We start from the raw sequence: 20,061 nt of genomic DNA, 5'->3' as shown, positions 1-20,061 counted from the left end.
CGACGCGGACGTCACCTCGTCTTCAGCCGCAGTTCGGGCGGCAGCCGCGCTGGGTGACCGCGTCGACCAGCACCGTGCCGATGTCGGTCGGCTGCAGCGCCTGATAAGCCGCACCGTCGGTGGCGGCGGCGATCTGCTCGAGGGCGGCCTGGTCGGTGTCGGGTCCGTAGCCGATCGCGATGACGGCGACGGGTTTCGCCGGGTCGCGGAGCGTCTCGAGCTGCGCGAGCAGCCCCGGCAGGTCGAGGCCTTCGTCGTCCTCGTTGTACCCGTCGGTGTTGAGCAGGACCAGGTTGACCTGACCGGGGACGTAGGTCTCGCGCATGTACTGCACCGCCGCGAGCACGCTGTCGTAGAGCCCGGTCCCGCCGCCGACCAGGCTGTCGAGCCCGTTCGCCGTGTCGATCGTGCGCTGTTTGTGCGCCGGATCGCCCAGCGGACCGAACGGGACGATCTCCTGCCAGTCCTGCCCGCCGATCCGCCGGCTCGAGAACACCCAGGTGGCCAGCGACGAGTCGGTCGACAGCGAGTTGATCGCCCGGACCGCGGCCTGTTCGAACAGGTCGATGCGCCGCATGTCGGCGGTCGCGGGCTGGAGCATGGAACCCGACACGTCGTTGAGAGAGAGCATCCGCGACGGCGCCGTGATCATCTGCCAGGTGCGCAGCGCTTCGGCCTGGTTGGCGCTGTCGACGGGTTCGGATGCCGCACCGGCGTCCTCCGTGGTGGAGTCCAGCGTGCTGCCCGCCGCATCGCGCAGTCCGTACTCGGCGAGCCGGTCGCTCCCGCCCACCAGGGAAGCGGAGAGCTGCTTCACGGCCGCGAGTGTGTCGTCCGAGGCGTCGGCGAGCGTCACGAGGGACACGCTCACCGCGGGCTTCACGTCGGCCGGATAGATCGGCACGAGGGGGGTCTCGGCATCCTCGTCGTATTCCAGGACGGCCTGCTCGGTGGTCACGGCGATCGTCGGCGTCGTCGCGGTGGAGGCCGCCGCGAGCGCGTCGGCGGCGGTGGGAACGACGCCGGCGTCGAGGCCGAGCGCGATCGCCGTGAACATCCGCGCGTCTCCGGCGACCGCCGTCTGCAGAGCCAGCAGCGCGGCGGAGCTCGCCGCGACCGTCGACGGATCCGGCAGCACGGCGGCGACCGAAGGTGCCGCCAGGCTCGCGAACCCGGCCCCGGCGGTCTGGAGAGCAGCCGCCGTCGCCTCGGTCGCGGCGAAGACGACGGGCGTGCTGGCCACGGGGTCGCTGACGACCAGTTCCGCGGCGTCCACCCCGGTGAGCTCCGCCTGACCGGTCGCCCGCGCGGGCCACATCGCGGAGTCGGGCACCCAGACGTCGAACTCCGGCGCAGACCCCGAGGCCAGCGCCGCCGCCGTGGCCGAGCTGTCCTCCACGTTGATCGTCACGCCGGGGCAGTCAGCGCGGGATCGGGTCAGTTCGGCGACGGTCGCCTCGATCGCGCCCGCGACTGCCGGATCCGCAGTGATGCGCAGACTCGCCGGCAGACAGTCATTCGTCGACGTCGACGACGCGTCCTGCTCGGGTTCACCGGGGGCTCCGCGCAGGAAGAACACGCCGAGCACGACCGCGACGGCGACGGCGAGAACGATGATGACGCCCAGGAGGATCAGCGAGCGCCTCCGCTGCTGCGCAGCACGCGCGGCCGCGCGTGTGGGCGCACTGTCGCTGGCGGGCGTGTTCGGCTGCACTCGAGCCACAAGCACTCCGATGGACGGCGGGTGGGTGCCCGCATGGGATACGGCGTCGTATCGGGGGAATACGGCATCGTACGTGGGGGGATACTTCAGTGGAGTATAGGCGACGGGGGCGGAGCCGAGACGTACGGACCCCTCACTCGCCGCGAGCCGCGGCATCGCATTCTCGTCATGCGTGCCGAGGAGTCGAACGAGAACTGAGGCCCATCGAAGTCACGAGTTCATTGCCCGACGAACCTCACCGGGAGATCTGCGATGTGCAGCCCCGAAGACCGGATGACCTCTTCGATCGCTGCGTGCTGCTGATCCGGGGCGACGATCTGCACCTTTTCGACTCCGTCGACAGTCGTGCCCCCGCCGTCGGCCCAGTAACTGCGGACCGCGCGGTCTTCGGTGAGCTCGGTGAGCAGCGCGAGGTACTGGTCACTCTCGCCTGGTTCGAGTACGAAGCCGAGATTCGCCGAGTTGATCTCGACGGCCTCGTTCGCATCGAGACCGGCGGCGACGAGCAGGTCGTCGGCGTGCTCGATGAGCGGCAGCAGGTGGGTGAACCCCGCAGGCATCTCCTCCTCCTCCACAACGACGAGGGCAAATCTGCCGTTCTCCCAGATCGACGGCTGAATAGCGAGACCCGGGGCGGCCCGGTCGAGTTCGTCGACGAGGGGCGCTGCGTCGAACCCGAAGTCAGGGCATCGCTCGTCGCCATCGGCACTGTTCGCGACGGTCGGCGCCGAATGGAGCGAGACCTCGGCTGCCGCGGGCGTCCGCACGCGGATGGACCACGTGACGGGATCGGGATAGTCGGTCGAGCAGGCCGCCTCGAGCAGACCGGGAAAGCCGGCCTCGTCGACCGTGACTGACACCCACGAGGTCGGGTTCGAGAATGTCGGCGCTTCGACCCATCGCTCCGTGACGACGCCGACGACCCCGGGAATGTCCTCGAGCTGAGTCTCGAGTCGGTCGAATTCCTGACTCGGACGGTCGAAGTGGGTTTCGTCGATCATCCACCCGTACAAGACAGCGGCGCCGATGGCGAAGCCGGCGATCGCGAGCACCAGGCCCGAAAGCCACACGCGCTTCGTGATCTTCGCGGGTGGGCGACCGGCGTGCTCACCTCCCGGCGCAGGGCTCGGTTCTGTCGTAACGGTCCTCGGCATCGCATCTCCAGAGAACACCTGCTGTGGTCATCGCACAGAACGTACCGCGCGCGGGTGACGCTGATCGGGCGAGATCTCGAACCGAGGGTGAACAGAGCGCCGGCTCGATCAGCGTGCTTGGGGCGGGCGATGAGAGCCGTGACATCGATCGGTGATGCTGACAGGATGACGGCATGGCACGCGCCCTGCGGGTGATCCTCCGTGGTCGTTCACTCGTCTCACTCGAAAACGCGGCGGCGTCCCCGCCGCGTTGGACCGAGAGCTGAGGCCTGTGCATGACGACATCGCACGTGATCAAGCCGCTGACGCCCGAGACCTTCCCGGCCTGGCTGGCGCTCGCGCAGAAGCACAACGGGGTCTGGGGCGGGTGCTACTGCTCGTATTTCCACGATGACACCGAGCACACCGTCAAGAGCGAGTACGACCGTCCGACGTTCAAGCGGCGACTCGTGGACGAGGGAGTGGCTCACGCGGCGCTCGTCTTCGACGGCGAGGATGCGATCGCGTGGTGCGAGTACGGCAGTCCGGCCGAGCTGCCGGGCATCTACCACCGCAAGCAGTACGACGCCGGTGAGGTCAACCCGGCGCCGTGGCGCATCACCTGCTTCTTCGTCGACCGCGACCACCGGCGTTCGGGAGTGGCGCGGGAGGCGCTGGACGGCGCACTCGAGCTGATCGCGCAGGCCGGCGGCGGAGAAGTCGTCTCATTCCCCAACGAGCTCGTCCCCGGCAAGAAGACGTCGTCTTCGTTCCTCCACAACGGCACGAGGGCCATGTTCGAGAAGGCGGGATTCACCTTCGAGCGCCATATCGGCAAGAGCAAGACCGTGATGCGCAAGACGGTCCCACCTGCCCAGGGCTGACCCCGGGTCCGGCGCGCCGGGCGCGCAGAGCAAGACGAAGCAGCCGCCCGCCGCTACACCGGCTCCGTGGTGCGGATCAGGCCGCAGTTCACGCACGACCATGCGACGAGGAATCGCTCATCGTCGAGGATCTCGAACCTCAGAGCGTCGCCGCAGGTCGGGCAGGATCGCGGATCCGCAGCATCCACCGTCATGCGGCCAGCCTATGGACCTGACCGGCACGGCGCACGCTGTGAAGCGAGCGGGATGCCCTGCTCGCCCGGGATCGTCACACCGTCATGTTCCCGGGCGGGGGTCCCGTCGGCGACCAGCTGCTGCGGACAGCGCCGGCGGGACCCGCTCGGCGAGGCTCAGGCGGCGAGGGCCTTCGCCTTCAGAGCGCTGTACTCGTCCTGGGTGATGGCGCCCGAGTCGAGGAGCTTCTTGGCGGACTCGATCTCGGTGGAAGCCGACGGGGCGCCTGCGACGCCGCGGATGTAGGCGTTGGCTTCACTCTGGGCCTGTCCGCGGCGCTCGAGCTCTCGCTGGCTCATCCCACGGCCGCGGGCGATGAGGTAGATCAAGGCGGCGAGGAACGGGACGGCGACGAGGAAGATGACCCAGAGGGCCTTGCCCCAGCCGTTCAGGGTGTGGTCACGGAACAGGTCCATGATGATCGTGATGAAGATCCAGATGCAGGCGAAGAGGATGTAGAACCAGAAGATCCACAGCAGGAAGTCCCAGAAGCTGCCGGTCATGATGACGTGCCTTTCGTTCGGGCGGCGTACCGCGCGGGCGTCCGCGTTCAGCGGTTCGCGCTGATGCCACCATCCTCCGGATCGCCCGTCCGCTCATCACCCGCGAAGGGTGACACCGACGTCTGGACCGGTGCGCAGTCGCACCCTCCGTCAGTACCTGATGCGGTAGCGGAGGTGGGTCACACCGCCTTCGCCGGGGAGGACCCTGATCCGCTCGAGCTCCCGGCGCGGCGAGCCGAGGTGCTCGAAGAGCCGGCGACCTTCTGCGAGCAGCACGGGGATGAGGTGGATCTCGATCTCGTCGAGGAGGGCGGCCGCGATGGCGCGCTGGGCCGTGGCGGCGCCGTGCACCAGGACGTCCTTGTCGCCCGCCGCCTGTCGTGCGTCGCGGAACGCCGCGGCGATGTCGTTCGTATAGTGCACGGCGGACATGTCGCGTGCCCATGCCGGCATCGGCCGGCGGCTGAGGACCCAGATCGGCACGCCGCCGTGGTGGTCGCCGTGCCATCCCTCGGCCGGCTCGAACGTGCCGCGACCGGCGATCACGGCGCCGGTGGACATGAACTCGTCGACGATCTGCGCGTTCGCTCCGCCCTCGGGAGGAAACACCCATTCATGGAGCCGGCTGCCGCCATCGCCGAGACCGTTCTCGTCGGTCTCGTTGGGTCCTGCGATGAACCCGTCGAGCGACATGGACATGTACAGCACCGTGTTGGCCATGCACGACTCCGCTCTGCGTCGATGCAGGCATTGTCCTCCCTTCGCGCCGGCTCGGCGAGTACGTCGCGGTCGTCGCGGTCGCCACGAACCCGCGCTCCGGCGGTGCCGGAGACGCAGCCCGCTCGGGTGTCGGCCGGATCAGCTCGCCTCGGCGGGCTCCCGCGGGGGATTGTGCATGAACTCGATGCGGATGCCGTTGTCGTCCTCGACGAACGACGCGTAGTACCGATCGTTGAAGCGCGGGTACAGCTTCGGCTCCCGCACGACGGACCAGCCGGCCTCGACGGCGACTCCGTGGAGGCGATCGACCTCGGCGCGGGAGTCGACGGCGAACGCGAGGTGCTGCCACCCCACTCGTCCATGCCGGTGAGGGCCGGTGCCGGGCTCGCGGGCCGGGAGCAGAATGAACTCCGTCTCGCCCTCGGTGTGCCACGACACGCCGTTGTCGGCGTCGTACCTGGTGAATCCGAGAGCCGTGAAGACCGGATCGAACTGCGCGATCGAGGACGGAAGGTCGTCGACGCTGACGCCGAGGTGGTCGAAGACGGGCACCTCGGAAGTATTCCGCATTCGCCGGCCCCGCTGCGACACCACGCTGCAAGCGATTGCGCACACGGCGGACAGAACGGATGCCGCGGCGCTCAGCATCCGCCGGATGAGGGCGTTCTCATCATGTAAGCGCTTGCAGTCCTCGCGAGCGCGCTGCTAATGTCGGCCGCACATCGCACCACAACGGGCACGTCGCCGTGCCCCCCACTCAGGAGCTCCTGTGTCGAAGTCGACCTCAGCCCGTGCCCGCATCGTGACCGCAAGCCTCACCGCGGCGGCCCTCATCCTGACCGGGGGAGTGGTCGCGATCGCTCCCGCCGCCGCAGCCGAGCGCACGTTCGCGCTCGTCGGCAGCCTTCAGTCCGAGCTCGGCTGCCCCGATGACTGGCAGCCCGCCTGCGCCGCGACCGAGCTCGCCCCGACCGCGACGGCGAACATCTACGCCAGCGAGTTCGAGGTGCCGGCCGGCTCGTATGCCTACAAGGTCGCGGTGAACGACGCGTGGGACGAGTCGTACGGGCTGAACGGGGGCGACGATGACATCCCGCTGACGGTCGCCGGTCCGGCAACGCTGCGGTTCGTGTTCGACGACAGCACCCACCGCGTCGGCGTCGAGGTGAAGAGCCTGCGCGCCGGCTACACCGCCGACGACGACGCCCTCGTCACGGCCCCGGTGCGGCAGCCCGGCAGCCGGGAGCAGTTCTACTTCGTGATGACCGACCGCTTCGCCAACGCGGACGAGTCGAACGACGAGGGCGGCCTGACGGGTGACCGCCTGACGACCGGCTTCGACCCGACCGACAAGGGCTTCTACAACGGCGGTGACATCGCCGGTCTCCGCGAGAAGCTCGACTACATCGACGGGCTCGGCACGACCGCGATCTGGCTGACGCCGAGCTTCAAGAACAAGCCCGTGCAGGGCGAGGGCGCGAACGCGAGCGCCGGCTACCACGGCTACTGGATCACGGACTTCACGCAGATCGACCCGCATCTCGGCACCAACGCGGAGCTCGAGGCGCTCATCGCCGAGGCGCACGCCAAGGGCATCAAGGTGTACTTCGACATCATCACGAACCACACCGCCGACGTCGTCTCGTATGCCGACGGACAGTACGGCTACGTCGACCAGGCGACCACCCCCTACCGCGACGCCGCCGGCACCGCGTTCGACCCGGCCACCTATGCCGGCACCGACTCGTTCCCGGCGCTCGACCCGGCGACCTCGTTCCCGCACCCGCCGGTGATCGCGGCCGAGGACGCGGACGCGAAGACCCCGGCTTGGCTCAACGACCCCACGCTGTACCACAACCGCGGCAACTCGACCTGGACGGGCGAGTCGGTGACGTACGGCGACTTCGACGGCCTGGACGACCTGATGACCGAGAATCCGGCGGTCGTGAACGGCTTCGTCGAGGTCTATCAGGACTGGATCGACCTCGGCATCGACGGCTTCCGCATCGACACCGCCAAGCACGTGAACTTCGAGTTCTGGGAGCAGTGGACCACCGAGGTGCTCGACTACGCGCGCGACGTCAAGGGCAAGACCGACTTCTTCATGTTCGGCGAGGTATACGACGCCGATCCGGTGAAACTCTCGCCGTACGTGCGCGACACCGACATGTCGAGCGTGCTCGACTTCACCTTCCAGTCCTCGGCCGTGAGCTACGCGTCGGGCAACAGCGCGAAGGGGCTGCAGAGCCTCTACGCCGGCGACGACTGGTACACGACGCCCGACTCGTCGGCGACGGCCCTGCCGACGTTCCTCGGCAACCACGACATGGGCCGTGTCGGCTACATGCTGCAGTCGACGTCGAACCCGCTCGAGCGCGACCTGCTCGCGCACGACCTGATGTTCCTGGGCCGCGGCCAGCCCGTCGTCTACTACGGCGACGAGCAGGGCTTCGCAGGCGCGGGCGGCGACAAGGACGCCCGCCAGAGCCTCTTCGCGACCGAGGTCGCCGCGTACCAGAACCAGAACCTCATCACGGGTGCCACCGCCGGCTCGGTCGACCGCTACGACACCTCCGCGCCGATCTACGAGCGGATCGCCGCGCTCGCCGCGCTCCGTGATGCGCACCCGGCGCTCGTCACCGGCGCACAGATCGAGCGCTACGCCGACAGCGGCGCGGGCGTCTACGCCTTCTCGCGCGTCGACCGCGACGAGAAGGTGGAGTACCTGGTCGCCCTCAACAACACCGCCTCGGACAAGACCGTGAGCCTCACCACACTCACCCGCGGCGCGTCCCTCGAGCCGGTCTACGGCACGACGACGGCGATCTCGACGGATGCCGCAGCCACGGCATCCGTCACCGTCCCGGCTCTGTCGGCCGTCGTCTACCGCGCCGACCGGCCGGTGACCGCGCCCGAGGCGCCGCTCGCCGTCACCGTCTCGGCGCCCGCCGCCGGCGCGGCGGTCACCGGCTCGGCGCCGATCGCCGCCGACGTCGACGATGCGACGTGGACCGAGACCAGCTTCGCGTGGCGCGTGGTCGGTTCGGACGAATGGCACGCGCTCGGCACGGCTGAAGACACCGACCCCCGCGTGTTCCACACTGCGGAGGGCCTCGCCGACGGCACGCTCGTGGAGTACCGCGCCGTGACGACGGATGCCGCCGGCGCCCACGCCGCCGCGTCGACCTACGCATCGGTCGGCAACGCCGTGACGCTCGACGTGCCGGAGGAGCCGGAGTCGCCGATCTCGATGGTGACGGTGCCCGGCAGCCTCAACTCCGAGATGGGCTGCGCCGGTGACTGGGCTCCCGGCTGCGAGGCGGCGAAGCTGACGCTGCGCGCCGACGGCATCTGGGCCGGTACGTTCGACCTGGCGCCCGGGGACTACGAGTACAAGGTCGCCATCGACGGCTCGTGGACGATCAACTACGGCGCGAACGGCGTGCTCGGCGGCGGGAACATCGCCATCACGCACCCCGGCGGCCCGATCTCGTTCTACTTCGACCCACGCACGAACATCGTGCAGTCGAGCGCCGAAGGCCCCATCGTGACGGTTCCGGGCTCGCACCAGAGCGAGAGCGGCTGCACGGGCGACTGGGCGCCGGACTGCCTCGCGAGCCTCATGGCAGACGGAGACAAGGACGGCGTCTACGAGCTCACCGTCGACCTCCCCGCCGGTGCGTACGAGGGCAAGGTCGCGCACGGCATGAGCTGGAGCGAAAACTACGGCGTCGGCGGTGTTGCGGGCGGGTCCAACTACTCGTTCACCGCCGAGGACGGCGTGCCCGTGGTGTTCCGGTACACGCTCGCGACCCACGTGCTGCAGATCGGCGACGGGCTCCCCGGCCTCGGCGAGGAGCGCGCGCACTGGATCGACGAAGAGACGCTCGCGTGGCCTGCCGACCTCGGCGCCGACCCGGCAGAGGCGTCGTGGCAGCTGCACGCGGCGGCGGCGGCATCCCTCGCTCTGGAAGACGGCGAGGTCGTCGGGGGTGAGACTGTCGAGCTCACCCGTGTCGAGGGCGATCTCACCGACGCGCAGAAGGAGCGGTTCCCGGCTCTGGCGGGCTACGTCGCGCTGCGGGTGGCGGATGGGACGGATGCCGCGGCCTTCCTGCGCGGCCAGCTCCTGGTCTCGCAGCGCGACGCCGACGGCACGGTGCGGGCGTTCACCGGGGTGCAGATCCCGGGCGTGCTCGACGACCTCTACGCGGATGCCGTCGCCGACGCCGACCTCGGCGTGACGTTCGCGAAGGACAAGCCGACGTTCCGCCTGTGGGCCCCGACCGCGCAGAGCGCGACGCTGCTCACGTGGGAGCCCTCGACGGGCTCAGGGGCCGAGGCCGGCGACCCCGTGCGTCACGAGGCGACGTGGGATGCGGCATCCGGAATCTGGACCGTCGCAGGTGCCAAGGCGCTGAAGGGCGACGAGTACCTGTGGGAGGTCGTGGTCTACGCGCCGACCACGGGGGTGGTCGAGACGAACCAGGTCACCGACCCGTACTCGGTGGCGCTCACGACCAACTCGCAAGCGTCGGTCGCGATCGACCTGGACGACAAGCAGTGGCGCCCGAAGGCGTGGGAGAAGACGAAGGCGCCCGTCGTGGCCCGGCCCGTCGACCGCGCCATCTACGAGCTGCACGTCCGCGACTTCTCCGTCACCGACGAGTCGGTGCCCGCGGCAGAGCGCGGCACGTACCGGGCGTTCACGCGTGACAGCGCGGGCACGGCGCAGCTGCGCCAGCTCGCCGACGCCGGCATCAACACGGTGCACCTGCTGCCGACCTTCGACATCGCCACGATCGAGGAGGACCGCACGCAACAGGCCGTGCCCGACTGCGACCTCGCGTCGATGCCGGCCGACAGCACCGAGCAGCAGGCGTGCATCGAGAACATCGTGGATGCCGATGGCTTCAACTGGGGCTACGACCCGTACCACTACTCGGTGCCCGAGGGCTCGTACGCCGTCGACCCGGAGGGCGGTGCACGCGTCGCCGAGTTCCGCTCGATGGTGGGCGCGCTGCACGGCATGGGCCTGCAGGTCGTGCTCGACCAGGTGTTCAACCACACCTCGGCGTCGGGACAGGCGGACACCTCGGTGCTCGACCAGGTCGTGCCCGGCTACTACCAGCGCCTGAATGCGGCCGGCGGGGTCGAGACGTCGACGTGCTGCCAGAACGTGGCCACCGAGCACGAGGTCGCCCAGCGGCTCATGGTGGACTCCGTCGTGCTGTGGGCTCGCGAGTACAAGGTGGACGGGTTCCGCTTCGACCTCATGGGCCACCACTCGAAGGAGAACATGCTGGCGATCCGCGACGCCCTCGACGAGCTCACGCTCAAGCGCGACGGCGTCGACGGCAAGGCGATCTACTTGTACGGCGAGGGCTGGAACTTCGGCGAGGTCGCGAACAACGCCCTCTTCGAGCAGGCCACGCAGGGTCAGCTCGGCGGCACCGGCATCGGCACGTTCAGCGACCGGCTGCGCGATGCCGTGCACGGCGGCAGCCCGGTCGACGCCGGCTCGAAGTTCTACCAGGGCTTCGGCACGGGCCTCGCGACCGATCCCAACGGCAGCGACCAGTCGGCACCCGGCGATCCGTTCGCCGATCTCGCCCACAAGACCGATCTCGTCAAGCTCGGGCTCGCGGGCAACCTGCGCGACTTCACCTTCATGTCGGCGGACGGCACGCTCAAGGCGGGCGACGAGCTGGACTACAACGGCTCGCCCGCCGGTTACGCGGACCAGCCCGACGAGGTCATCACGTATGTCGACGCGCATGACAACGAGACGCTGTACGACCTCTCGGTGCTGAAACTGCCGGCTGACACCTCGATGGCGGACCGCGTGCGCATGAACACGCTGTCGCTCGCGACCACCGCCTACGCCCAGACGCCGTCGTTCTGGCACGCCGGCACGGAGCTGCTGCGCTCGAAGTCGCTCGACCGCAACAGCTACAACTCGGGCGACTGGTTCAACCGCATCGACTGGACCGGGCAGGAGTCCACCTTCGGGTCGGGCCTGCCGCGCGAGGCCGACAACGGCGACCACTGGGACGACCTGGCGCCGCTCCTGGCCGATCCCGCGAACAAGCCCGGCGCATCCGACATCGCCACGGCCGAGGCATCCGCCCTCGATCTGCTGCGGGTGCGCGACGAGGTCGGTCTGCTGAGACTCGGATCCGCCGCGCTCATCGAGCAGAAGGTCTCGTTCCCGAACAGCGGGACGGATGCCGCTCCCGGCGTCATCGTGATGCTCATCGACGACCTCGTCGGCAAGGACGTCGACCCGAAGCTGAAGGGCGCGCTGGTGGTCTTCAACGCCGGCACCGAGCCCACCACGCAGACGGTCGCCGAGCTCGCCGGCCGGAAGTTCTCGCTGACGCCGGCGCTCGCCCACGGCTCGGATTCCGTCGTGAAGACCACGACGTGGGATGCCGCGACCGGCACGATCACGGTGCCGGCGCGCACCGCGGTGGTGCTCGTCGAAGCCCAGCGTCGCTGACGCTCCCGGCGCTCGCCCGTCACGTGGCGGGCGAGCGCCGGTGATGACGAGTGCCGGCTCACGTTCGACAAAGGGTTCGTTGTCTGTCATGGCGGCACCGTATGGCAGCCGTCGGACATCGGCCATGCCTCCTCCACAGGGATGCGAAGTCGGCGCGCAACCGGAGTTATCCACAGGTGCGAAACGGCATTTGATCTGGGAGTTTGAATGTCGGAACCCCTGGTCAGAATGGCGGTATGACGAACTTCGCCGAGGCCCTCGCGGCGGTCGGCGATGCGCTCGTGGCATTGTCGTCCGCGGCTCTCGCTGACGACGGAATGCGCATCCGCGATGACGCCGAGGTGTTTTCGGCTCTTGCGGCGGCGGGCCGCGTACAGCGTGGTGTCGAGGCAGTCATGATCGAGGCGGTCGCGACGGTGCGTGAGCGTGACGAGCTGCGTGCGCACTCCGACCGCATCACGACCCGCTACGGATGCCGCAACCTCAGCGAGCTGGTGCAGCGGGCGACGCGTATGTCGAGCCGCAGCGCGACCGGTCTGGCCGCCGCCGCGCGTGCCGTGCAGCGGCGCACGGCGCTGTCGACGGGGGAGCTGCTGCCGGCGGAGTTCCCTCGACTGCGCGCGGCGCTGGCGGGCGCGCACGTGGGTGTGGACGGGGTCGTCGCGGTCGCGTCGGCGTTCCGGCGTGCAGGCGCGGGGCGAGCAGGGCTGCTCGCGGCTGATGAGGAGCTCGCCGCGGCAGCGTGCGGCGAGGGCGCGGATGCTGCGGGGCCGGCGTGCGCCGACGAACTGGGCGCCCTTGCGCAGGTGTGGGCGGCGTATCTCGATCCGGACGGTGCCGAGCCGGTCGAGGCGCGGGCGCTGCGCAAGCGGGGGCTGACTTTCGGGCGACGCGACGGCGACGGGCTGGTTCCGGTGCGGGGCGGCCTGCTGCCCGAGGTCGCCGCGCAGCTGCAGCTCGGAATCGACAGCGTGCTGAACCCGCGAGTCGACGGCGCGCCGGTGCCCGGCCCGTGCTTCATCGAGACGGGCGCCGAGCCCGATGGGGACGGTCCGTACGAGGACGCCGCCGACTCCCGTACCCCGGCGCAGCGGCGGCATGATGCCCTGGCAGTGCTGCTGACGGCGGCTGCGGCATCCGGTGAACTGCCGATGCTCGGCGGCGCGGCCCCGACACTCGTGGTGCACGTGCGTGAAGACGACCTCGCGACGGGGCGCGGGTATGCGCACCTGCCGGGTGACGACGAGCCGATCTCGATCGCCGCAGCCCGGCACATCGCCTGCGCGGGTGCGGTGCAGCGGGTGATGCTCGGCGAGCGCGGCCGGATCGTGTCCCTGGTGACGCTCGATCGCGTGTTCACCCACCATCAGCGGCGTGCGATCACGCTGCGTGACGGCGGCTGTGTCATCCCGGGGTGTCACGTGCCGCCGCAATGGGGTGAAATCCACCATGTCGAAGAGCATTCACGGGGCGGCCCGACGCACACCGACAACGGAGTGCTGCTGTGCTGGTTCCACCATCGCACCATCGACACCGGTGGATGGCAGGTGCGCATGATCGACGGCGTGCCGCACGTGAGGGGCCCGTACTGGTGGGACGCCGAGGTGAAGTGGCGGCCTGCCACGAAATCCCCGACCAGGCGGCGAGATCAGATCGCGATGCGCACGTGATCGCGGTGCCCGCGGCCAGCGGCCAACGGGAATGCGCCGGGCGCCGATGCTCATCCAGGCACCGGGTGTGCCGCCTCGTCACATGTTCAGTCGGGTGAGCAGCAGCTCCGCGGCGCGCGAGATCGCGTTGAGCTCGTATGGCACCACGACGAACGCGATCACGGTGAAGATCGCGATCGTCGAGACGGTCGCGCGGCGGATGATCCGGTCGACGAGCAGCCCCAGCACCGTGGCGATGGCGAGGGTCGCCCCCGCCACGGTCGCGAAGGCCATCCGCACGTGGGCCTCGTCGTCGGGCGCGGTCCAACTGTTGAAGAGGAGGCCGAACGCCACCGGCACGACGACGAGAGCGCCGACCAGCAGAATGGGTGCCGAGAAACCTCGCAGGCTCGTTCCGGGCCGGGGCTTCGTCGCGACGTCCGTCATGGCGCGAGCCTAGCGTCAGAGCGGGCTTCCGACGCGGACGAGGTTTCCGCTCCGGTCGACGACGGCGAACTCGCGCATGCCGTAGTCCGTGGTGACCGGCGCGACGATCCGGCTGCCGGTCGCAGGGTCGGGATCGACCGCGTCCGCCCACTCCTCGTATACGCGCTGCGCGTCGTCGACGTAGAGGTAGCACATCGACGATGTGCGCAGCGGATCGACCGAGAGGTCCTCGGTGAAGTGCAGGTCGGCGGTGCCGCGGCCGATGATGAGGTAGCCCCACTCCTCGGGCGGCGCTCCGCGATTCTCGAACCCCAGCCTCTCGAAGAACGCGAGGGTCTCACGAAGGTCACGGCTGAGGAGGATCGGGACGGCGCGCTCGTTCACAGACGCAGGCTAGCCCGATGGGGCGGCCCGGCGACAGGGGATCAGAGGGCGTCGAGGATGCCGGGGCCGAAGACGGCGACCGCTGCGACGGCGACACCGGCCACGGCGACGGCGGAGATCGCGAGGACGAGGATGTTGCCGCCGATCGTGAGCAGCAGCGCGGCCGCCGCGGGCAACTCGCGGCGGCGGGCGATCGGGACGGTCGATGTGGTGCTGGCCATGCTTCGACGCTACGGAGCCGCCCGTCCTGCCGCGTCCCTCCTGAGTCTCATCGTCGTCCGTCCAGAGGATGATGCTCGTCGCGCGAGCGTCCGCGCTCCGTCGGAGTCGGCGCCGAGCCCGAGCCGAGCCAGAAAAGATTCTCGAGAGAAGTGTCGACATCGTCAGGCCCCGCGCGACGACCGGAGTGAGGCTGGCGAGCGCCCGCCCGCAACGGAAGGATCAGACCATGAAGTACATGATGTTCGTCGTCACCTCGCTCGAGCCCGACACCGAAGCGGACGACTCAGACGTCGACCTGTGGGTCGATCCCCTCGACGCCAGCGGCAAGCGCGTCATCGGCGAAGTGCTCGCCCCGCAGGCGGAGTCCACCGTCGTGAAGGTCCGCGGCGGCAAGGTCCTCACCGCTCGTGGCCCCTTCGTCGAGACGGCCGAGGTCATCTGCGGCTTCGACATCCTCGAGGTCGACGACCTCGAGGAGGCGATCGAGATCGCGTCGCGGCATCCGATGGCCCGCAACGGACAGCTCGAGCTGCGGCCGTTCATGGTCTGGCCCGAGGCGGAGCCGGCCGCCGGGGCCTGAGCGGCGGCATCCGCGATCACGAAAGGGCGGCTCCTGCGGGAGTCGCCCTTTCGACGGGGCGGGCGAGCGTGACCGACGGTTGTTCCATGGTTCACCTAACAGATAGTTGGAAGTCCATGTAAAATGATCGAGGTGCCAATGCCGGCACGATCGCGTTGATCAGGATGCCCCACGAGGGCGTGCTGCATCTCTGAAGGAGCAACGGTGTCCACGATCACCCCTCTCACCTCGAGCCTGACCACCGAGGAGCGCGCCGCGATCCTCGATGCCGTCCGCGAGTTCGCGCAGAACGAGTTGGCGCCGCACGCGCTGGAGTGGGACGCGAAGTCGTTCTTCCCCCGCGACACGCTGCGCAGCGCCGGCGAGCTCGGGCTCGGCGGCATCTACGCCCGCGACGACCTCGGCGGATCAGGGCTGTCGCGCTCGGATGCGGCTGCCATCTTCGAAGAGCTGGCGCAGGGCGACCCTGCGATCGCCGCCTACATCTCGATCCACAACATGGTCGTGTGGATGATCGACACGTACGGCAGTGACGCGCAGCGCAGCGAGTGGCTGCCGCTCCTCACCTCGATGTCGGGCTTCGGCAGCTACTGCCTCACCGAGCCGGGGGCTGGATCGGATGCCGCGGCCATCACCAGCAGCGCGATCCGGTCGGGCGACGACTACGTGCTGACCGGTGTGAAGCAGTTCATCTCGGGCGGGGGCGAGGCATCGGTCTACATCGTCATGGCGCGCACGGGCGAGCCGGGGGCTCGCGGCATCACGGCGTTCCTCGTTCCCGCCGACGCCCCCGGACTGTCGTTCGGCGCGATCGAGCACAAGATGGGCTGGAACGCGCAGCCGACCCGCCAGGTGATCCTCGACGAGGTGCGCGTGCCCGCCGCGAGCATCCTCGGCGGCGAGGGCCAGGGCTTCAAGATCGCGATGTCGGCGCTCGACGGCGGACGAATCAACATCGCCGCCTGCTCGCTGGGCGGCGCGCAGTGGGCACTGGACCGCGCCCTGCGCTACGTGCACGAGCGCTTCACGTTCGGCGAGCCGCTCGCCGAGAAGCAGGCCGTCGTGTTCACCCTCGCCGACATGGCTACCGAACTGCACGCCGCGCGCGCCCTCGTGCGCGGTGCCGCGGCGGCGCTCGACGCCAAGGCGCCCGATGCGTCGCTGCAGTGCGCAATGGCCAAGCGCTTCGCGACCGATGCCGGCTTCACCGTCGCGAACCAGGCACTGCAGCTGCACGGCGGCTACGGCTACCTTCACGAGTACGGGATCGAGAAGGTGGTGCGGGATCTGCGTGTCCATCAGATCCTGGAGGGGACCAACGAGATCATGCGCGTGATCATCGGACGCCAGCTGCTCGCCGACTGACGGTCGCCGCGCGTTCGAGAAGCACCGACGAGGAGGTCCGAAATGAAGATCGCATTCCTGGGGCTCGGCCATATGGGCCTGCCCATGGCGAAGAATCTGGCGGCCGCCGGTCACGAGGTGACGGGCTTCGACGTCATGCCTGCCGCCGTCGCCGCAGCGCGTGACGGGGGACTCACCACCGCGGAGTCGGGAACGGATGCCGCCACCGGCGCCGACGTCGTCATCACCATGTTCCAGACCGGTGCGCAGGTGCTCGACGCCTATCGCGGTTCGGACGGCACTGCGGGGCTGCTCGGTGTCGCGGCATCCGGAGCACTCTTCATCGACTGCTCGACCATCGCCGTCGACGAGGCGCGCGCCGCTCACGCGCTCGCCGAGGCGGCCGGGCACCGGTCGCTCGACGCCCCGGTCTCGGGCGGAGTGGTCGGCGCCGAGAACGCCACGCTCGCATTCATGGTCGGCGGGACGGACGAGGACTTCGAGGCCGCGCGCCCGCTGCTCGAGGCGATGGGACGCCGCGCCGTGCACTGCGGCGGCGCAGGGCTGGGGCAGGCCGCGAAGGTCTGCAACAACATGATCCTCGCGGTATCGCAGATCGCGGTCGCCGAGGCGTTCGTGCTGGGGGAGCGGCTCGGGCTCTCGCACCAGGCGCTGTTCGATGTCGCATCGAATGCGTCGGGCCAGTGCTGGGCGCTGACGACGAACTGCCCGGTGCCGGGACCCGTGCCCACGAGCCCCGCCAACCGCGACTACCAGCCGGGCTTCGCCGGCGCGCTCATGAACAAGGACCTCGGGCTCGCCGAGCACGCGATCTCGGCGACGGGCGTCGAAGCACGGATGGGTATGCTCGCCCGCGAGATCTATGCGCAGTACGCTGCCGGCGATGGCGCCGGCCAGGACTTCTCGGGGATCATCAACACGATCCGCGCCGAGAGCGCCTGACCTCGGTCGGCTCGCCTGTCACCCTGTGGCGGCGGAGCCCACAGGACGTGACAGTCGAGCGGCCCATGCATGGAGGCGGATCTGCTCACCTGTCACGATCTGCAGCGGAGCCGACACAATGTGACAGCGGAGCAGCACACGCGCAAGCGGGACGGAGTAGAGATGACCGAGTACGAGACGATCCTCGTCGAGACCCGCGGCCGAGTCGGGTGGATCACGCTGAACCGGCCGGAGGCGCTCAACGCACTGAACACGCAGGTGTGCTGGGAGGTCGTGGCCGCGGCATCGGCGTTCGATGCCGACGAGGGCATCGGCGCCATCGTGCTCACCGGCTCGGAACGCGCGTTCGCGGCCGGCGCCGACATCAAGGAGATGGAGTCCAAGTCAGGGCTCGAGATGCTGATGGGCGACCACTTCGGCGGCTGGGCGCAGTTCGCCGCGGTGCGGACCCCGGTCATCGCCGCCGTCTCGGGGTACGCGCTGGGCGGAGGGTGCGAGCTGGCGATGATGTGCGACATCATCCTCGCGGCCGACAGCGCGAAGTTCGGGCAGCCCGAGATCAACCTCGGCGTCATCCCCGGCATGGGCGGCTCGCAGCGGCTCATCCGCGCCGTCGGCTACTACAAGGCCGCCGAGCTGATCCTCACCGGACGGGTGATGGATGCCGCAGAGGCCGAACGCTCCGGGCTCGTCTCGCGGGTCGTGCCGACCGCCGATCTGCTCGACGAGGCGCAGAAGACGGCTGAGGCCATCGCGTCGAAGAGCCTGCCGTCGCTGTATGCCGCGAAGGCCGTGCTGGACGCCGCCCTCGAGACGTCGCTGGCCGAGGGCCTGCGCCTCGAGAAGCACGTGTTCGCGAGCCTCTTCGACACCGCTGATCAGAAGGAGGGCATGGCCGCCTTCCGCGAGAAGCGTGCTCCGGAGTTCGAGGGTCGCTGAACCTGTTTCCGGTCGTTGAGCGAGCGAGGAACGCGGTCGTTGAGCGAGCTTGCGAGACGAAACGCAGAGACGACAAGCCGCACCCGGCGTATCCGTTCGGTTCGGGGCGTTTCGTCTCGGTCGCTGCGCTCCCTCGCTCAACGACCGGTCTCTCAGAGGGGCTCGGGCTGGGGCTTCGGGTCGGTGAAGTCGCCGGCGTCCTTGCGGAACCGGGCGATGATCCGCACCAGCTCCGTGGTGTCGGCGTCGGTGAGTCCGGGATCCTCGAACACCTCGCTGTTGAGGGCCTCGGTCGCCTGCTCCACGAGTTCGCGACCGGTGTCCGTGAGCACGAGCATCGCCGCGCGCCCGTCGCCCGGGTGCGGCTCGCGCGAGACGAGGCCGTCGCGGGCCAGCCGGTCGACGGTGTTGGTGACGCTGGTCGGGTGCACCTGCAGGCGTGCGATGGCGCTGGCCATCGGCATCCGTCCCTCTCGCGTGAAGCCGAGCAGGCGCAGCAGCTCGTACCGGGCGAACGAGAGTCCGAAGGGCCGCAGTGCCGTGTCGATGCGCGCGAACAAGAGCTGCTGCGCCCTGATGATCGACGTCACGGCGGTCATGCCCGCAGCCGCGGGTTCCCAGCCATGGGCGATCCACTGGCGCTTGGCTTCGGCGATCGGGTCGACCGGAAGACGCTTGGGTGCTGCCATGACGACCTCCTCCTCCCACCGTACCGGTCCCCGGTTGCAGCGCCCGATCCGGGGGCCGCGAAGGGGTGTTTATGTATACACACGGCGGGTCACGGGTCGGTCCGATCGGCGCATTCCGCGGGATTGGGTACATTGCGCGCCGCGCCATAGACTCGTGCCCAGCGTGAGGAGATCGTCATGAAGATCGTCGTCCTGGTCAAGGAAGTCCCGGATACCTACGGGGATCGCAAGCTGTCGCTGGAGACCGGCCTGGCAGATCGCGCCGCGAGCGAGACGGTGCTCGACGAGATCGGCGAGCGTGCCCTCGAGGTCGCGCTGTCGTACGCCGACAAGACGCCCGGCACCGAGGTCGTCGTGCTCTCGATGACGCCGGAGTCCGCCTCCGCGACGGTGCGCAAGGGCCTCGCGATGGGCGCGTCGTCGGCCGTGCAGGTCGTCGACGAGGCGCTCCTGGGCGCCGATCTGGGCCTGACCGCCGAAGTGCTCGCGGCGACCCTGCAGCGGACCGGCTTCGACCTCGTCATCGCCGGCAACCAGTCCACCGACGGCACGGGCGGGGTCATCCCCGTGATGGTGGCCGAGATCCTCGACGTGCCGAGTGCCACCTACCTCAGCTCGGTCGAGATCGCCGGCGACGCCGTGTCGGGCACACGCGCGTCGGACGGTGCGAGCCTGCAGGTGACGGCACCGCTTCCGGCCGTGATCTCGATCACCGAGGCGCTTCCCGACGCGCGCTTCCCCAACTTCAAGGGCATCATGGCGGCGAAGAAGAAGCCGTTCGAGACACTGTCGCTCGCCGAGCTCGAGATCGAGCCGCACGACCCGGCCGCGTCGCGGTCGATCGTCATCGCGCTGAGCGAGAAGCCGCCGCGCGAAGCCGGCGTGAAGATCGTCGATGAGGGCGACGCAGGCCAGAAGCTCGCGGAGTTCCTGATCCAGAACCGGCTTGCGTGAGGGTGCGTGCGTGATGACGTTTGCAGATGACTCCATCCTGGTCTTCCTCGACACAACCCCGTCGGGCGGGCTCGCCAAGTCGGCGGCCGAGCTGCTGGGCGCGGCCGCCACGGTCGGCACGCCGGTCGCGGTGATCGTCGGCGACGACGCGCTGGCGGCGGATGCCGCCGCTCTCGGCGCCGCCGCGGTGC

General features: G+C 69.5%; 18 protein-coding genes. 8 read left to right on the top strand and 10 right to left on the bottom strand.

The genetic code is table 11. From position 1 onward, the window contains the following. Positions 1–22: 22 nt before the first annotated feature. Together ACI3KX_RS14535 and ACI3KX_RS14530 are read right to left on the bottom strand one after the other, a co-directional pair. Positions 23–1,723, bottom strand: a complete 1,701-nt coding sequence (locus ACI3KX_RS14535) for a substrate-binding domain-containing protein (protein WP_404910186.1) — start codon at positions 1,721–1,723, stop codon at positions 23–25. A 218-nt stretch (positions 1,724–1,941) separates the two neighbouring features. Then, on the bottom strand, positions 1,942–2,793 hold the full coding sequence (locus ACI3KX_RS14530) for a hypothetical protein (protein ID WP_404910185.1): 852 nt from the start codon (positions 2,791–2,793) through the stop codon (positions 1,942–1,944). Positions 2,794–3,152: 359 nt separating this feature from the next. On the opposite strand from ACI3KX_RS14530, the gene ACI3KX_RS14525 reads away from it, so the two are divergent. Beyond that, on the top strand, positions 3,153–3,740 hold the full coding sequence (locus ACI3KX_RS14525) for a GNAT family N-acetyltransferase (RefSeq protein WP_404910184.1): 588 nt from the start codon (positions 3,153–3,155) through the stop codon (positions 3,738–3,740). Between the two features lie 53 nt (positions 3,741–3,793). On the opposite strand, the gene ACI3KX_RS14520 is transcribed toward ACI3KX_RS14525, so the two are convergent. From ACI3KX_RS14520 to ACI3KX_RS14505, 4 genes are all read right to left on the bottom strand, one after another. Further along, the gene (locus tag ACI3KX_RS14520) at positions 3,794–3,934 is read right to left on the bottom strand and encodes a hypothetical protein (protein ID WP_349425374.1); all 141 of its coding nucleotides are present in this window, start codon (positions 3,932–3,934) and stop codon (positions 3,794–3,796) included. A 156-nt stretch (positions 3,935–4,090) separates the two neighbouring features. Next, positions 4,091–4,477, bottom strand: coding sequence for an SHOCT domain-containing protein (locus tag ACI3KX_RS14515; protein ID WP_404910183.1), 387 nt, complete (start codon positions 4,475–4,477; stop codon positions 4,091–4,093). A gap of 150 nt (positions 4,478–4,627) precedes the next feature. Next, positions 4,628–5,197 (bottom strand): dihydrofolate reductase family protein, encoded by a 570-nt coding sequence (locus tag ACI3KX_RS14510; protein ID WP_404910182.1) that lies wholly within the window; start codon positions 5,195–5,197, stop codon positions 4,628–4,630. 138 nt (positions 5,198–5,335) lie between these two features. Next, positions 5,336–5,749, bottom strand: coding sequence for a VOC family protein (locus tag ACI3KX_RS14505; RefSeq protein WP_363355121.1), 414 nt, complete (start codon positions 5,747–5,749; stop codon positions 5,336–5,338). 217 nt (positions 5,750–5,966) lie between these two features. Here ACI3KX_RS14505 and pulA point away from each other — a divergent pair, with 217 nt between their 5' ends. Together pulA and ACI3KX_RS14495 are read left to right on the top strand one after the other, a co-directional pair. Then, a complete protein-coding gene (pulA, locus tag ACI3KX_RS14500; RefSeq protein WP_404910181.1) occupies positions 5,967–11,699 on the top strand; it encodes a pullulanase-type alpha-1,6-glucosidase in 5,733 nt (1,910 codons plus the stop codon). Positions 11,700–11,935: 236 nt separating this feature from the next. Continuing rightward, the gene (locus ACI3KX_RS14495) at positions 11,936–13,369 is read left to right on the top strand and encodes a DUF222 domain-containing protein (RefSeq protein ID WP_404910180.1); all 1,434 of its coding nucleotides are present in this window, start codon (positions 11,936–11,938) and stop codon (positions 13,367–13,369) included. A gap of 78 nt (positions 13,370–13,447) precedes the next feature. Here the strand turns inward: ACI3KX_RS14495 and ACI3KX_RS14490 are convergent, their stop codons facing one another. The 3 genes from ACI3KX_RS14490 to ACI3KX_RS14480 are packed head-to-tail and all read right to left on the bottom strand — an operon-like array spanning position 13,448 to position 14,400. Beyond that, positions 13,448–13,795: a hypothetical protein gene (locus ACI3KX_RS14490; protein ID WP_363355117.1), complete on the bottom strand. Its 348-nt coding sequence runs from the start codon at positions 13,793–13,795 to the stop codon at positions 13,448–13,450. A 15-nt stretch (positions 13,796–13,810) separates the two neighbouring features. Next, entirely contained in the window at positions 13,811–14,179 is a 369-nt protein-coding gene (locus tag ACI3KX_RS14485; protein WP_363355115.1) for a VOC family protein, read from the bottom strand. 41 nt (positions 14,180–14,220) lie between these two features. Then, positions 14,221–14,400, bottom strand: a complete 180-nt coding sequence (locus tag ACI3KX_RS14480; protein ID WP_363355113.1) for a hypothetical protein — start codon at positions 14,398–14,400, stop codon at positions 14,221–14,223. Between the two features lie 227 nt (positions 14,401–14,627). On the opposite strand from ACI3KX_RS14480, the gene ACI3KX_RS14475 reads away from it, so the two are divergent. From ACI3KX_RS14475 to ACI3KX_RS14460, 4 genes are all read left to right on the top strand, one after another. After that, a complete protein-coding gene (locus tag ACI3KX_RS14475; RefSeq protein ID WP_349425366.1) occupies positions 14,628–14,981 on the top strand; it encodes a YciI family protein in 354 nt (117 codons plus the stop codon). A gap of 204 nt (positions 14,982–15,185) precedes the next feature. Continuing rightward, positions 15,186–16,346: an acyl-CoA dehydrogenase family protein gene (locus ACI3KX_RS14470; RefSeq protein WP_404910179.1), complete on the top strand. Its 1,161-nt coding sequence runs from the start codon at positions 15,186–15,188 to the stop codon at positions 16,344–16,346. A gap of 42 nt (positions 16,347–16,388) precedes the next feature. Beyond that, positions 16,389–17,288, top strand: coding sequence for a 3-hydroxyisobutyrate dehydrogenase (gene mmsB, locus ACI3KX_RS14465; RefSeq protein ID WP_404910178.1), 900 nt, complete (start codon positions 16,389–16,391; stop codon positions 17,286–17,288). A gap of 162 nt (positions 17,289–17,450) precedes the next feature. Continuing rightward, the gene (locus tag ACI3KX_RS14460; protein WP_363355109.1) at positions 17,451–18,227 is read left to right on the top strand and encodes an enoyl-CoA hydratase; all 777 of its coding nucleotides are present in this window, start codon (positions 17,451–17,453) and stop codon (positions 18,225–18,227) included. A 152-nt stretch (positions 18,228–18,379) separates the two neighbouring features. Here ACI3KX_RS14460 and ACI3KX_RS14455 read toward each other — a convergent pair whose 3' ends face one another. Continuing rightward, entirely contained in the window at positions 18,380–18,916 is a 537-nt protein-coding gene (locus tag ACI3KX_RS14455; protein WP_404910177.1) for a MarR family winged helix-turn-helix transcriptional regulator, read from the bottom strand. A 177-nt stretch (positions 18,917–19,093) separates the two neighbouring features. Here ACI3KX_RS14455 and ACI3KX_RS14450 point away from each other — a divergent pair, with 177 nt between their 5' ends. Continuing rightward, positions 19,094–19,870 (top strand): electron transfer flavoprotein subunit beta/FixA family protein, encoded by a 777-nt coding sequence (locus tag ACI3KX_RS14450; RefSeq protein ID WP_404910176.1) that lies wholly within the window; start codon positions 19,094–19,096, stop codon positions 19,868–19,870. Positions 19,871–20,061: the final 191 nt, after the last annotated feature.

It is taken from the genome of Microbacterium sp. ZW CA_36 (assembly GCF_044987475.1).
Lineage (GTDB): Bacteria > Actinomycetota > Actinomycetes > Actinomycetales > Microbacteriaceae > Microbacterium.
The sequence above is the reverse complement of the archived record's forward strand: the minus strand, read 5'-3'. Positions and strand labels throughout refer to the sequence as shown.